The organism is Actinomadura sp. 7K507 (assembly GCF_004348425.1).
In the GTDB taxonomy this organism is placed as follows: Bacteria; Actinomycetota; Actinomycetes; order Streptosporangiales; family Streptosporangiaceae; genus Spirillospora.
Genome location: NZ_SMKK01000115.1, coordinates 1 through 13578 on the forward strand (window position 1 = coordinate 1; position 13578 = coordinate 13578).

The window sequence follows — 13578 nt, forward strand, 5'->3', positions numbered from 1 at the left end:
CCCATACCCCCTCTGACCAGGCCGAACCCCCCGGTCGTCGAGCAGCCGCCATGCGGTGCGGGCGAGCCGGGCCCTCAGCGGCCCGGTGGGCTCGGTGGGTTCCGCGTCACTCTGCGTTGCTGTTTGACCTGGTCGGCCTCCGGTGGCCGTAGCAGGCCGTTCTGGCCGGAGGCCGTTGACACGGCTTGCCGGCGGCGGTAGCCCTCGGTACCTCCACAGGGCTCCATCACGGGCGACCACGCCGCCGTCGTGCGCTACCTGGGGCCACCGGGACGCGTCCTGTTCCGCAGCGGGTCACCGGGGGCCGAGGCACCTGGTCCATGGAAGAGGCTCACCCCCTCCAACCGCGAGATTGACAAGGATCAATGGCGTCCGCGTCGGGCACGGGTGCCGGTTTTTGGGCGTCGGTGTGATGTCGAGAACGCTCTGCGCGCTCCGATCACCTACAGGGGCACCACCGGGTTGCACGGTGACGCCCTATGTACGGCAACCGAAGGAGCAGACATGTCGCGCAACATCGAGACCGTCAACACCTACCTGGACGGTTTCCGTAAGAACGATCACGAGCAGATCCTGTCGTGCCTGACCGACGACATCGAGTGGACCGTCTTCGGCGCCTTCCGTCTGACCGGCAAGGACGCCTACGACAAGGCCATCGACGGCCCGCCCGAGCTGATCGCCCCTCCCCGCCTGGAGGTCGTGCGCACGGTCGAGCAGGACGACGTCGTCATGGCGGAACTCGCCGGGACCGTGCAGCGAGCCGCGGGCGGCGAGATGCGCATGTCCATGGCGGAGGTGTTCGTCATGCGCGATGGCAAGATCGCCGAGCGCCGTGCCTGGGTCATCGAACTGAAGGAGAACGAACACCGCTGACCGGGGACTTCGACGGCGGGCGGCCCGCGTCATGCGCCGATCCTGGCCCTCCCCGGCGTCCCGGCGGCGGCGAAGACCGCGTACATCATGCCGCCCACCTCGGCCTTCATGGTCCGGGCTGCCAGGGCACCGCCCGCGATCGGGCCGCGGGGGCTGGTGCCCTGGCGCCGGTGGGCTCAGCCGTCGGCCTACGTGTGCTCCGGGGCGCTGCTGCCGGTGTAGGAGTTCAGGTCGGACACGAGCTTGGCGAGGGCCGGGTCCTCCTCGTAGCGGCGCCGGTGCAGCGCGCCGATCTTCTCGGCGATCCGCGGGTCCGCGTCGTCGGTGACGTCGAAGGAGACGAACTTGTCGACCAGCGGGAGCCCGATCTCGTCGGTGCGGCGGTGGGCGGGGTGCTTGAGGTACTCCCAGTAGCCGTCGAGGTCCTCGATGACGTAGGTGGCGCCCCACGTGTACTCGCCCCCGATGTCGGGGCCGACCACGAACGAGACGACCGAGGGGATGACCCGGCCCTGGTTGCGCAGGCTTTCGAGGGCCTCCTCGACCTTGTCGGACGGCATGCCGTCCCGGAGGGTCATGCGGACGGTGTGGTAGATCATCAGATCTCTTCCTTCACTCGATGGGATGGCCGGACCAGGAGCGGGACGGCGGCGATGACGGCCGCCGCGCCCGCGAACCCGGTCCAGGTGAAGGCCCCGGCGACGCCGGAGACCTCGATCAGGGGTTGGGCGGCCAGCGGGGACAGGAACTGTCCGAGGAAAACCGCGGTGACGAGTCCGCTGAGCACCCCGCCGCGCCGCTCGGGCGGCGCGAGTTCGGTGAGCCGCAGGTTCAGGTTGGGCACCGCGAGGCCCACGCCGGCGCCGCCCACGACCAGGCCGGTCACGACCAGGGCGGTCGAGCCGGCCCCGCCGATGACGAGCCAGCCCACGCTGAGCAGCGCCACGCTGGCGGTGCTGATCAGCGGGCCGCCGAGCCGCCTGCGCAGCGCGGGGAAGGCCAGGGCCCCCACGGTGCCGGCCAGCGTGCTGCCCGCGATCACCAGACCGGTCATGGCGGGCCCGACGCCGAAGTCGTCCAGCAGGAACGGCAGCTGGGTCGGCGCGAGGAAGAACATGAGCGTAGCGGCGAGGGCCAGGGCGTAGACGGGCAGGACGCCCGCGGGAACCCGCCGCCCGCGAACCACGGGTGGGGCGGGACCTCGCGCCTTGCGCGACTCGGGGACGGCCAGGACCGCGAACGGCACGATGACGATGGCGGCGGCGTACGTCCAGGCGGGCGCCCGGTAGTCCAGCTCGGCGAGCAGTCCCGCCAGCGGGAGGAACACGATGCCGCCGGCGCTCGCGAACGCCTGCTGCAGCCCCAGGTACCGGGCGCGGCGCTGCCCGTCGAACCAGTCGGTGATCATCGCGCCGATCGCGGTCATGATCCCGCCGACCGCGACGCCGAGCAGCGCGCGGGTGACCAGCAGCAGGCGCAGGTCACCGACGTACAGCGCGGCGGTCCCGGCCGCGGTGTAGAGCACGAGGCCGCTCACGAGCACCGGGCGGCGGCCGCAGCGGTCGGCGACCAGGCCCGCGGCGGGCGCGCTGACGGCGATCGCCAGCGAGGTGACGGTCAGCGTCAGCCGGACCAGGACGTCCGCGCCGGGGGCCCCGGCGTAGGCCTGCTCCATCGCGGGCAGGCTCGGGGCGATCAGCGCCGCCGCCATGATCGTCAGGGTGGCCGCGGCGAGCACCGTCGCCCGCGCCACGGGCCCTGGGGGCGGGGCGTCCGGGTGCCGCGGGACCATCGGTATCGGCTCGCCTTTCGTCCTCATGGCCGGTCGGGGCCTCGTCCGGGAACGCGTCGAGATTCGCACCGGCGGGGCGGCGCTCGCGTCGGCGACGGTTGCCTAGAACGCGGGGTAGGCGAACCCGGCGATCGCGTAGCTTTGCCCGCGTGGAGGAATCGGTCCCGATGACGCGGGCGCTGGTCGGCAGGACGGCCGAGATCCGCCGGCTGGACGGGCTGCTCGCGGACGCCCGCGCCGGCCAGGGCGAGGCGCTGGTTCTGCGCGGCGAGGCGGGGATCGGCAAGAGCGCCCTGCTCGACCGGGTGCGGCGCTCGGCGGACGGCTTCCAGGTCATCGAGGCGTCCGGGTCCGAGTTCGAGTCCGAGCTGCCGTTCGCGGCCCTGCACCAGCTGTGCGTTCCCGCGCTGGGCGGCCTCGGCGACCTGCCCGAGCCGCACCGCGCGGCGCTGGACATGGCGTTCGGGCTGGCCGATGGCACCCCGGAGGTGTTCCGCGTCGGCCTGGCGGCCCTGGAGCTGCTGGCCTCGGCGGCGGGCGAGGGTCCCCTCCTCTGCCTCGTGGACGACGCGCAATGGCTCGACGACGCCTCGATGCGGGTGCTGACCTTCCTCGCCCGCCGGATCGCGGCCGAGCCGATCGCGATCGTGCTGGCCGCGCGGCACGGGTTCGACGCGCTGCCCGCCATCGACGTGGCGGGGCTGACCGACGACGACGCGCGCCGCCTGCTGGCCGGCACGCGCGCCGCCCTGGACGAGACCGTGCGCGGGCGCGTCCTGGCCGAGGCCAGGGGCAACCCGCTGGCCCTGCTGGAACTGCCCGGCGCGGGCGGCTTCGCGCTGCCCGACACGTCCTCGGTGCCGAACCGCGTGGAGCGCAGCTTCCAGGACCGCCTCTCCGCCCTGCCGCGCGAGGCGCGGCTGCTGCTGACCGTGGCGAGCGCCGACCCGACCGGCGATCCCGCGCTCCTGTGGGACGCCGCCCGGCGGTTCGGCATCGCCGCGGAGGCCGGCGGGCTCGCCGAGGCGTCCGGGCTGGCCGAGCTGGGCCCCCGCGTGCGGTTCTGCCACCCGCTGGCCCGCTCGGCGGTCTACCAGGCGGCCCGCGTCGAGGACCGCCACGCGGCGCACCGGGCGCTCGCCGAGGCCACCGATCCAGTGACCGACCCGGACCGGCGGGTCTGGCACCGCGCCCAGGCGGGCACCGGCCCGGACGACGCGGTCGCCGCGGAGCTGGACCGCTCCGCCGGCCGGGCGAAGGCGCGCGGCGGGGTGGCGGCGGCCGGCGCCTTCTACGAACGCGCCGCGGCGCTGTCGCTCGATCCCGCGCGGCGCACCGAGCGGACCCTCGCCGCGGCACGGGCCCACCTCGACGCGGGCGCCGTCGACACGGCGGCCGACCTGCTCACCAGGGTCGTCGCCGACGACCACGTCACGAAGGCGCGGGTGGAGCTGCTGCGCGGGCAGATCGCGTTCGTGCGGCACTGCGACGGGGACGGCCCGGGGTTCATGCTGCGCGCGGCGGAGTGGCTCGCCGGGTCCGACCCGCGCCGGGCGCGCGACTGCGTTCTCGACGCCGTCGAGATGGCCCTGGTCGTCGGGCGGGCGAACGGCGTGATGGACATGGTGGTCGACGCGGCGCGCACCGCGCCGCGGGCGCCGGGGCCGCCGGACCTGCTGGACGCCCTGGTGCTGCTGACGGCCGAGGGCCACCGCGCGGCCGCGGGCCCCATCCGCGAGGTCCTCGCCTCGCACCCGGTGTGGAGCGCGCGGCCGGCGCTGGCGGGGATGCTCGCCGTCGAGTTCTGGGACGCCGACGCGCACGACGGGATCACCGACTGGGTGCTCGCCTCCGCGCGCGAGTCGGGCTCGCTCATCGCGCAGCGCCTCGGGCTCGGCATGGCGGCCGCGAACGCCGTGCACCGCGGCGACTTCCGCGCCGCCGCCGCGGCCATCGCCGAGGAGGAGGCGGTGGCCGACGCCGTCGGCGTGGCACCGCTGGCCTACGCCCAGCTGCACCTCGCCGCCCTGCGCGGCCGCCCGGCCGAGGCGCGCGAAGTGATCGCGTCGTTCACGGCCAAGGCGACCGCGAGCGGCACCGGCCAGACGATCGCCAACGCCGACTGGGCGACGGCCGTCCTGAACAACGCGCTCGCCGACTACCCCGCGGCCCTGGCCGCCGCCAAGGAGGCGACCCGCCACGGCGACCTGCTGGTCGCCGCCCTCGCCCTGCCGGAACTGGTCGAGGCCGCGGTCCGCTGCGGCCGGGACGGCGACGCGAAGGCGGCGCTGGCCGCCCTCACCGAACGCACCCAGAGCAGCGGTACCCCCTGGGCCCTGGGCGTCGGTGCCTACGCCCGGGCCCTCGTCACCGGCTCCGAGGACGACTACCTCTCGGCCGTCGAACACCTCGCGGACGGAGCCGTCGCCCCGTACCTGGCCAGGGCGCACCTGCTGTTCGGCGAGCGGCTCCGCCGCGACGGGCGGCGCCGCGACGCCCGCGACCACCTGCGCACCGCCCACGAGCGCTTCACCGGGATCGGCATGGAATCGTTCGCCGGCCGCGCCGCGAACGAGCTCCGCGCCACCGGCGAACAGGTGCGCCCCTTCACCCCCGGCGCCGCCGACGCACTGACCAGGCAGGAAGCCCACATCGCCCGGCTGGTCGCGGACGGCGCCACCTCCAAGGAAGTCGCCACGCGCCTGTTCATCAGCCCCCGCACCGTCGACGCCCACCTCCGGAACATCTTCCGCAAGCTCGGCATCACCTCCCGCCGCCAGCTCCGCGACCTCCCCGCCCTGCACGGCAACCGCTAGGACGCGGCCGGGCCGGCGGGAACGGCCGAACGCGGAGTACGCGGGAGTGCGTACTGCCGAATACGGCACAGCGGCGATGCCCGTCCAGAGCGCCCCAAGGGATCCTGTAGCCGGCCGCGGCAGTCGGATTTCACCCGCGCGCGTTTCTCTGAACGATCACCTCGCCGGACGGATGAGGAGAGATTCATGAAAAGGATGCTGGGCGCCGTTCTCCTGGCATTGCCGCTGCTGGTCCCGATGAGCGCACACGCAGACGACCGGCCCCCTGTGATCATTTTCGACACGGATATGGACTACGACGACGCGGCGGCGCTGGCCTACCTCGCCCAGGAACACCGGCGGGGCCGGATCGAGCTGCGCGCGGTGACGGTCGTCAACAACGGCGGGGGACTGCCGGGCCGGGCGATCCGCAACGCCCGCTGCCTGGTGGAACGGCTCGGGTTGCGCGGCGTCCCGGTGGCCGATGGCTCCGACACCGCACCGAACAGGTTCCCGGACGAGATCCTGCAGACCGTCGACACGGTGGTCACGTCGCTGACCACGGGATGCACCGCTACGGAAACGCCGTCGCGGGTGCGCGCTCCGAAGCTGATCCGGCGCGTGCTGAGGCGGGAGCCCTCGGCGCAGATCATCGCCACCGGGCCATTGAGCAATGTGGCGGCCGCGCTTCCCGAAGCGGCCGGCCGGGTCACGTCGATGGGCGGCGCCATCGACGTGCCGGGAAATCTCTGCTGTGGCACTCCGCCGGAATTCGACGGCACGCAGGAGTTCAACTACTGGATCGATCCGGCCGCCTCACGCACCTTCATCAGGCGGAATCCCCGGCCGGTGCGCCTGGTGCCGCTCAACGCCACCAATGACGTGCCCATCACCCAGGAGTTCGTCGACCGGCTCCGAGAGGATCACCGAACGCCGGCGGCCGACGTCGTGTTCGAGGCCTTCACGCACCCGGCCGTCCAGCCGCTGATCGCCGACGGCCTGCTGTTCTGGTGGGATCCGCTGGCCGCGATGAGCGCCGTCCACCCCGAGGTCCTCCAGGTCACCAGAGGCCGCGTCGACGTCGTCCCCGACGGCCCGGCGGCCGGACGCACCTTCCTCTCCCGGACGGGCCGCCCGATCACCTACGGTGTCGCCGCCGACGGAGCGGCGTTCGAACAACGTTTCCTCAACATCCTCAACGGGCGGCGATAACCGCTCCGGCCCGGTCGGAACTCGTCGGCCATGAGGGCGCGGGCATGGGGCGTGCCCCCGTTCCGGATGCTCAGGGTGGTCCGAGGAGGTGCCGGCCGCGGCTGGTCAGGCGGTGCATGACGTGGGCGCCGTCCCGTTCGCTGTGGACCAGGCCCGCGTCCCGGAGCACCTTCAGGTGACCGCTCACCGTGGACGCGGGCATGCCCAGCCGGACGGCGACGGACCCCGTCGTGAACGTGCCGGTCAGGGCCCCGAGCACCCGGGCCCGGCCGGTGCCCAGCAGGGCGGCGAGCGCGTCCGCGCGGCGGGCGGCGGTTCCGGACTCCTGCGGCCCGCCGCGGATCGGGTAGACCACGACCGGCGGGAGGCTGGGGTCGGCGATGGCGATCGGCGTGGTGTGGCAGAAGAAGGACGGGATCAGCCGGACGCCGCGTCCCCTCAGACGCAGGTCGGCGTTCACCGGGTACGGCGCGGTGAGCACCGGGTCCCGCCACGCGAACGGAGACAGCGTCTCCAGCATCGCCACCGTGCCGCCCTCCAGCGTCTCCATCCGCCACTCCCAGTCGGTGGCGACGGTGGCCGCGACCTCGCTCCAGTCCGGTGCGATCAGCCGGGTGTGGAAGTGCCGGACGGCGTCCGCGACCTGGTCGAGCAGGGCGCGGTCGCCCGCGGCGAGCCGCCGGGTCCAGCCGGGGAGCGTCCGGTACCGGGCCGCCTCGCGCAGTTCGCGGGCCAGCCGGGCGCCGGGCGTGGCGCGCAGCGCCTGCAGGGCGGCCGCCATCCCCTCCTCCGACTCGGCGGGGGTCAGGAAGTCGGGGAAGTAGGCGGCGTCGGCGGGCGCCAGGTCCCGGAGCAGCCGGGACGCCGCGCGCAGGTCGCCGTCCCCGAGCCGTTCCACCGCCCGGCGCCGCCACGGGTGCAGCCGCCGGGGGAGCCGGGCCAGGGGGGTGGAGAGGACGTGGAGTCCGAGGAACGCCTCCCAGACCGGATCGGCGGACCTCGCGAGCTGCACGTGCCGGAAATCGCGGTCGCTGAAGTGGATGCGCAGGACGCCGCCCATTGCCCGAGGTTAAATCGCGGCGGTCACGAGGGGATTTCGACTGGGCCCGAACACCTCCGCCGCGTTCCGCTCGCCGGGCTCTTACGATTCGCTGCGTCCCGAAGCGAGAATCCCCACCAGGAGGTTCGGGTGAGCCAGTCGAACATCTCCCGCCGGCGAGTGCTGAAGACCGCCGGCGGCGTGACCGCCGCGGCCGCGCTCGGCGGCGCGGGCGTCATCGGGTCCGCCACCGCCGCCCGCGCGGCCGGTGACGGGTTCGGCCTGCGGATCGTCGAACGCGACGAGCGCGACCCGCGCATGAAGTACTACCGCTTCGCCACCGACGCGATCGGGTGGAACCCCGGGGTCAACGTCCTCCTTCCCAGCGACTACTCGGGCGGGCGGCGCTACCCCGTCCTGTACCTGTTCCACGGCGGCGGCCTCGGCCAGGACTTCATCGCCTTCGACCGATGGGGCATCCGGCCCATCACCGCCGGCAAGCCCATCATCATCGTCATGCCCGACGGCGGGCACGCCGGCTGGTACAGCAACCCCGTCTCCTCCAACGTGGGCCCGCGCGACTGGGAGACGTTCCACATCGCCCAGCTCCTGCCCTGGATCGACGCGAACTTCCGCACCTACGCCGAGTACGACGGACGCGCCGTCTCCGGGTTCTCCATGGGCGGCTTCGGCGCGCTGAAGTACGCGGCGAAGTACTACGGCCACTTCGCCTCCGTCAGCTCCCACTCCGGTCCCGCGAGCCTGCGCCGCGACGCGGGCCTCGTCGTGCACTGGGCGAACGTCAGCTCCGCGGCCATCGACCTCGCGGGCGGCACCGTGTACGGGGCGCCGCTGTGGGACGAGGCCAGGGTCACCGCCGACAACCCCGTGCAGCGCGTCCCCAGCTACCACAACAAGCGGATCTTCCTGGTCGCCGGGACCAGCCCCGACCCGGTGAACTGGGCCGACTACGTCCAGGAGACCCAGGTGCTCGCCGGCCAGCGGGAGTTCCGCGCCCGCCTCGGCGACGCCGGGATCCCGCACGAATGGCACGAGGAGCCCGGCGGCCACGTCCTCCGCGAGGGCATGTTCCGCCGCGACCTCGACGGCGTCATCGGACGGCTCCGCAAGGCGTGACCGGCCGATCCCGGAAGTCCCGGCCCCTGTCCCCCCGCCCTTCTCGTGACGACCTCACGACGATCGTTCCAGGAGCCCCGATGCGCAGGAAACTCATCGGTACCGCCACCGTCACCGCCGTCGCCACCCTCACCGCCGCCGCCGTCCTGGCCGGACCGGCCGCGGCGCAGGAGCCCCCGCCTCCCGCCCCGGTGGTCGTCGCCGGCCACGCCACCACCGCCGGAACGGCCCTGGTCGCCGGCCAGAACGAGCCGGGCACCCGGCTGCACATCGAGCCCGCGCGGACGAGCGCCGTCCGCACGCTGGAGATCGACTACCAGGTCCAGGAGACCGGCTACTGGTGCGGGCCGGCGGCCACCCGCATCGCCCTCTCAGCGCGCATCGCGCCGCCGAGCCAGGCCGCCCTGGCCGCCGAGCTCGGCACCACGCAGAACGGCACGGACCACATCAGCCAGGTGACGGGGGTGCTCAACGCCCGGCTCGGCACAGGCTGGTACGAGACCAAGGGGATGCCCGACGATCCGCCCACGCAGGCGCAGCGCGACCTGCTGTGGCGGGACGTCGTGCTCGACATCGACAACGACTATCCGATCGTCGCGAACATCGTGGCCCCGCCCGGCAACCAGCCGCCCGGCTACCCGCCGGGCCAGACGATCTACCACTACTTCACCGTGATCGGCTACGACGATGTGCAGCGCACCGTCCTGATCGCCGACCCCGCCTCGTTCGGGGGCTACCAGATCTACTGGCTCTCGTTCGACCAGCTCGCTTCGCTGATCCCGCCGAAGGGCTACGCGGCCTGACCTGGCGGGCCACCGCCGGCCGCCGAGCGGGCGGCGTGGCGGCCGGGTCAGCGGTCGAACCGGCCCGTATCCCGTGGGGCCGACGGCACGCCGGTGGCCACGCCGGACGCGCCCGGCCCCCGAGCTGGTCCCCAGCCTCCCAGCCTCCTGGCCTCCTCGGACGTCTTCAGCCGGTGTCGGACCGTTCGGGGTTCCGCGGTCGCTGGTCTTCCCGCAGGCCACGCCACAGGAACGCGACGGCGGCGGCCGCTGCCACGGCCGCCAGGGCGCCCAGGAACCGGCCGTCGGGTACTGCGGTGCCGATGCGGGAGACCGACTCCTCCATGGCGAACTCGGCGTCGGGGGCCAGGAGGCCGGGAAGCGCCGAGGTGCCGTCGAAGGCCAGGAACACCGCTCCCAGGACGATGAAGAAGAGCCCGCCGACCAGGGACGTGGAATGCACCCTCAGCGGCCCGAGCTTCACCGGCCGGCCGCGCAGCGCGCGGCGGCGGCCCAGGTCGTAGCGGTCCCACAGCAGGGCCAGGACGAACAGCGGGACGGCCATGCCCAGCGCGTACACCGCCAGCAGCGACGCCCCGTACAGCGGGCTGGAGCCGACCGCCGAAACGGTGAGGATGCCGCCGAGCAGCGGCCCCGCGCAGAAGCCCGACAGCCCGTAGACGGCACCCAGCAGCCCGACCGACAGGGCGGACCCGGCCCGGCCGCGCCGGGCGGCGAGCCCCTGGAGCCGTGTGGAGCCGAACCCCAGGCCGGCGATCTGGGCGACGCCGAGCGCGATGATCGTCCAGCCGCCGATGCCGATCAGCAGGTCGCGGTGACCGTAGAAGAGCCGGCCGGCCAGCGCTCCGGCGGCGCCCAGCGGGACGAGGGTCGCGCAGAGCCCGAGGTAGAAGACGGCCGTGCGGGCGACGAGCCGGGTGCGCTCGGTGAACGAGTAGGCGAAGAACGCCGGGAGCAGCAGCGCGCTGCACGGGCTGAACAGGGTGAGGACGCCGCCCAGGAGGGCGGCGAGGTAGCCGATGCTCATCGTCCGCGGGCCTCCTCGATGGCCTTGGCGAACACCTCGAACGGTTGGGCGCCGAGGATCGGCCGGCCGTTGACCAGGAACGCGGGAGTGCTGGCGGCGCCGACCCGGTAGCCCTCGACCTGGTCCTCGATCATGGCGTCCTCGGCCTCGGTGCTCTTCATGTCGGCGCGGAAGCGGTCCAGGTCGGGGACGCCCGCTTCGCGTGCCCAGGCGATCAGGTGCTTGGCGGCGAAGTCGCCGGAGTTGCGGCGCCGGGGTTCGGCGTACAACCGGTCGTGGAACGCCCAGAAGCGGTCCTGCCGCCCCGCGGCGTAGGACGCCTGTGCCGCGGTCTTCGACTCGTCCCCGAATATCGGGAAGTTGCGCCACTCGATCCGCAGCACGCCGGTGTCGACGTACTTCTGGATCAGCTGGGGCTTGGTCTCGCGGGCGAAGCGGCCGCAGAAGGGGCACTGGAAGTCGCTGTACTCGATCATGACCACCGGGGCGTCGGTGCGGCCGAGCGCGAACGGATCGCCGGCCTTGCGCCGGACCAGGTCCGGCCCGTCGGCCGCGGACCGCGACGGCGCGGCCGACGGCGATCCTGCGGTAGCCGGTTCTCCGCCGTTCCGGGTGCCCATGGAGGCGGCCAGGCCGAGGAGCAGGGCAACGGCCAGCAGAACGCCTGCGATGGTGAGGGAACGGCGGGAGCGGGTCTTGGGTGATGCTGACATCGCGAAAAGGCCTTTCCAAGGAATGCGCGCAGCCGACCGCACAGGCCGCCGGGGAGGGGGCGGCGGCGCGGAACGGCACAGCGGATCAACCGCGCGGCGCGGATGGCATTGGGGACGGTTCAGGAGGAACCGGGCACGCTGGCCGGGCAGTCGATCTCACCGGCGAGGCGCCGCGCCGCGGCCGCGGCGAGCAGCGCGATCGACAGCAGCGCCACGACCGGCTGCAGCGGGGCCCAGATCGTCAGCGCACCGGATGTGCCCAGCAGCAGGAGCACCGCCTTGTTGCACACCGGGCACCCGATCGCGAAGAACGACAGCACGCTGCCGAGCGGTCCCAGGCGCCGCCCCGCACGCGGGTCCGCGGCGGCCGGCCGGCCGATGTAGGTGGCCAGGACCAGCCCGGCCAGGGCGGCCGTGATGGCCAGTACGGGGTAGTTCCACCACTGCACCGGTACGGAACGGCCGAACAGCGGGTTGGGGATGACGTCGGTGGGCGTTCCCACCACCAGTGCGGTCCCGGCGGCCCCGGCCAGGGCCACTCCCCAGCGGCGGCCCGGCCAGCCGGCCAGCGCACGGCCCGCCTTGGCGCACACGCCGGCGGACGCCCGTACGGACGCCCGTACGGACGGGCGAAGGAGAATCATCGGATGGACTCCGTTCGGTCGGATCTGATGGCCCGGATGAACGGGGCCTCTAGATCCGCAGAACGCAGAGTCCGGCGAGGTCGGGCGACGGCGGCGCGGGACCGGGACGCTCTCCCGCAACGGCCGCACCCGGCGGCGCCGCGCTCACGGCGAGCGCGACCGGGACCATGACCGCCGGAACCGGCAGCGGCTGGGCGGCGGGCGCGAACGAAGGCGCCTCGGCCACCGTCTTCTTGCCGCACTGGCCCTTGCCCGATCCCGCACCGGACTCCTCCGGCCGATCGGACGCCAGGTGGCCGGCGGTACCGGCTTCGACCGTGATGGCCGGCGCTCCCTGCTCCGCCCGTCCGTCGACCGCTGCCGTGGCCGACGCGGCCCCGGCGGAGGCGGTGACGGACCGGAAAGCCGAGGTGCTCTTGCCGAGCTGCATGAGACAGCCCACGGTCAGAAGGACGACCAGCAGCGCCACCACCAGGCACGGCCGAGACCACGCGGGTCTCGTGCGCACCACGGACGGCATACCAGGCGACCTTCCTGCTCGCAATGAGGATTCGTCGGCTCACTATAGGTCGCTTCAGGACCTCCCAAGTCATCCAGGGATCCGATGTGGCTGCTCGTCACCCGCGTGATGGCGGCCGGCGCGTTCAGTCCAACTGGAGGCGGTCGGCCAGTCCGGCGGTGGTGAACGCGGTCACCAGGTCCTGCCGGCTTTCGGTGAAGTGGGCCCAGCTGTCGCAGTGGACGGGGACCACCCGGCGCGTGCCGAGGATCGTGGCGGCCTCGGCCGCCTGGGCGCTGTCGAGGACCAGTGGCGCGCCGTCGAAGATCGGCAGTCGGGGAGCTCCGGCGAAAAGGACGGCGGTGTCGACCGGGCCGTACCGTTCGGCGATCTGTCCGACCAGGGTGAGCGAGGCGTTGTCGCCGCTGACGTAGACCGTGGGCAGGTCGGCCGAGGTCAGGATGAAGCCGACGACCTCCCCGGTGATCGCCTCGACGTCGGAGGCGTCCTCCGGGCCGTGCAGGGCGGGAGCGCCGGTCACGGTCACGGTGCCGCCGCCGGGGCGGTCCAGATCGATGGAATGCCAGGTGGCGAGCGCTTGGGCGGTGCCGCCGAGGCGGCCCGCGCCGCTGGGGGCGGTGAGGACGAGGGGGACGTCGCCCAGCAGGGCCCTGCCGGAATGATCGAGGTTGTCGGGGTGCTGGTCGTGGGAGAGCAGGACCACGTCGATGCGGCCGAGGTCCTCTGGGGAGGCGGTCGAGGGCGCGGTCTTGGTCAGGGTCAGGCCGCCGGGCAGTGGGTAGTCCCCGGGAGCGTCGAAGGTGGGGTCGACGAGGAACCGCAGCCCGCCGTACTCGATGAGGGCGGTCGGCCCGCCGAAGACGCGGATGGGGATCTGCTCGCTGGTCGTGTCGGCAGCCATGGACGAACACCTCACGGATAGAAGTTCACGTATCCATGCTGACGGTACGTGCTCACCTCGCGGCGCGCGGAGGTTGATGGTCTCTTGGCTCTTCTGTGGGGCTGTGCTGGTCCCGTCCGGGG

General features: G+C 73.5%; 13 protein-coding genes. 5 read left to right on the top strand and 8 right to left on the bottom strand.

The window, feature by feature from the left end:
* Window positions 1–504 precede the first annotated feature (504 nt).
* The gene (locus tag E1285_RS24705; protein ID WP_132156026.1) at window positions 505–873 is read left to right on the top strand and encodes a nuclear transport factor 2 family protein; all 369 of its coding nucleotides are present in this window, start codon (window positions 505–507) and stop codon (window positions 871–873) included.
* A 188-nt stretch (window positions 874–1061) separates the two neighbouring features.
* Here E1285_RS24705 and E1285_RS24710 read toward each other — a convergent pair whose 3' ends face one another.
* Together E1285_RS24710 and E1285_RS24715 are read right to left on the bottom strand one after the other, a co-directional pair.
* Window positions 1062–1472 (bottom strand): Dabb family protein, encoded by a 411-nt coding sequence (locus tag E1285_RS24710; RefSeq protein WP_132156028.1) that lies wholly within the window; start codon window positions 1470–1472, stop codon window positions 1062–1064.
* The gene (locus E1285_RS24715; protein ID WP_132156063.1) at window positions 1472–2665 is read right to left on the bottom strand and encodes an MFS transporter; all 1194 of its coding nucleotides are present in this window, start codon (window positions 2663–2665) and stop codon (window positions 1472–1474) included. Before E1285_RS24715 ends, E1285_RS24710 begins: the two co-directional genes overlap by 1 nt.
* 149 nt (window positions 2666–2814) lie before the next feature.
* Here E1285_RS24715 and E1285_RS24720 point away from each other — a divergent pair, with 149 nt between their 5' ends.
* Complete coding sequence (locus E1285_RS24720) at window positions 2815–5481, top strand: LuxR family transcriptional regulator (protein WP_243723023.1); 2667 nt, start codon at window positions 2815–2817, stop codon at window positions 5479–5481.
* A gap of 186 nt (window positions 5482–5667) precedes the next feature.
* Window positions 5668–6672 (top strand): nucleoside hydrolase, encoded by a 1005-nt coding sequence (locus tag E1285_RS24725; RefSeq protein ID WP_132156029.1) that lies wholly within the window; start codon window positions 5668–5670, stop codon window positions 6670–6672.
* 70 nt (window positions 6673–6742) lie between these two features.
* Here the strand turns inward: E1285_RS24725 and E1285_RS24730 are convergent, their stop codons facing one another.
* On the bottom strand, window positions 6743–7732 hold the full coding sequence (locus tag E1285_RS24730) for a helix-turn-helix domain-containing protein (protein WP_132156030.1): 990 nt from the start codon (window positions 7730–7732) through the stop codon (window positions 6743–6745).
* Between the two features lie 129 nt (window positions 7733–7861).
* Here E1285_RS24730 and E1285_RS24735 point away from each other — a divergent pair, with 129 nt between their 5' ends.
* On the top strand, window positions 7862–8848 hold the full coding sequence (locus tag E1285_RS24735) for an esterase family protein (RefSeq protein WP_132156031.1): 987 nt from the start codon (window positions 7862–7864) through the stop codon (window positions 8846–8848).
* Between the two features lie 80 nt (window positions 8849–8928).
* On the top strand, window positions 8929–9651 hold the full coding sequence (locus E1285_RS24740) for a C39 family peptidase (RefSeq protein ID WP_132156032.1): 723 nt from the start codon (window positions 8929–8931) through the stop codon (window positions 9649–9651).
* Between the two features lie 166 nt (window positions 9652–9817).
* On the opposite strand, the gene E1285_RS24745 is transcribed toward E1285_RS24740, so the two are convergent.
* From E1285_RS24745 to E1285_RS24765, 5 genes are all read right to left on the bottom strand, one after another.
* Window positions 9818–10678 carry a cytochrome c biogenesis CcdA family protein gene (locus E1285_RS24745; RefSeq protein ID WP_132156033.1) on the bottom strand — a complete coding sequence of 287 codons (861 nt, stop codon included), beginning with the start codon at window positions 10676–10678 and terminating at the stop codon, window positions 9818–9820.
* A complete protein-coding gene (locus tag E1285_RS24750; RefSeq protein WP_132156034.1) occupies window positions 10675–11391 on the bottom strand; it encodes a thioredoxin domain-containing protein in 717 nt (238 codons plus the stop codon). Before E1285_RS24750 ends, E1285_RS24745 begins: the two co-directional genes overlap by 4 nt.
* A 119-nt stretch (window positions 11392–11510) precedes the next feature.
* Window positions 11511–12035, bottom strand: a complete 525-nt coding sequence (locus tag E1285_RS24755; RefSeq protein WP_132156035.1) for a hypothetical protein — start codon at window positions 12033–12035, stop codon at window positions 11511–11513.
* Window positions 12036–12084: 49 nt separating this feature from the next.
* The gene (locus tag E1285_RS24760; RefSeq protein WP_132156036.1) at window positions 12085–12543 is read right to left on the bottom strand and encodes a hypothetical protein; all 459 of its coding nucleotides are present in this window, start codon (window positions 12541–12543) and stop codon (window positions 12085–12087) included.
* 136 nt (window positions 12544–12679) lie between these two features.
* Window positions 12680–13456, bottom strand: coding sequence for an MBL fold metallo-hydrolase (locus tag E1285_RS24765; protein WP_132156037.1), 777 nt, complete (start codon window positions 13454–13456; stop codon window positions 12680–12682).
* Between the last annotated feature and the right edge of the window lie 122 nt (window positions 13457–13578).

What these genes read in the sequence shown, in the direction of transcription:
- E1285_RS24755 (WP_132156035.1), bottom strand. Translation starts at nt 12,035, where the DNA reads ATGATTCTCCTTCGCCCGTCCGTACGGGCGTCCGTACGGGCGTCCGCC.
- E1285_RS24710 (WP_132156028.1), bottom strand. Translation starts at nt 1,472, where the DNA reads ATGATCTACCACACCGTCCGCATGACCCTCCGGGACGGCATGCCGTCC.
- E1285_RS24725 (WP_132156029.1), top strand. Translation starts at nt 5,668, where the DNA reads ATGAAAAGGATGCTGGGCGCCGTTCTCCTGGCATTGCCGCTGCTGGTC.
- E1285_RS24705 (WP_132156026.1), top strand. Translation starts at nt 505, where the DNA reads ATGTCGCGCAACATCGAGACCGTCAACACCTACCTGGACGGTTTCCGT.
- E1285_RS24740 (WP_132156032.1), top strand. Translation starts at nt 8,929, where the DNA reads ATGCGCAGGAAACTCATCGGTACCGCCACCGTCACCGCCGTCGCCACC.
- E1285_RS24750 (WP_132156034.1), bottom strand. Translation starts at nt 11,391, where the DNA reads ATGTCAGCATCACCCAAGACCCGCTCCCGCCGTTCCCTCACCATCGCA.
- E1285_RS24715 (WP_132156063.1), bottom strand. Translation starts at nt 2,665, where the DNA reads ATGGTCCCGCGGCACCCGGACGCCCCGCCCCCAGGGCCCGTGGCGCGG.
- E1285_RS24765 (WP_132156037.1), bottom strand. Translation starts at nt 13,456, where the DNA reads ATGGCTGCCGACACGACCAGCGAGCAGATCCCCATCCGCGTCTTCGGC.
- E1285_RS24745 (WP_132156033.1), bottom strand. Translation starts at nt 10,678, where the DNA reads ATGAGCATCGGCTACCTCGCCGCCCTCCTGGGCGGCGTCCTCACCCTG.
- E1285_RS24730 (WP_132156030.1), bottom strand. Translation starts at nt 7,732, where the DNA reads ATGGGCGGCGTCCTGCGCATCCACTTCAGCGACCGCGATTTCCGGCAC.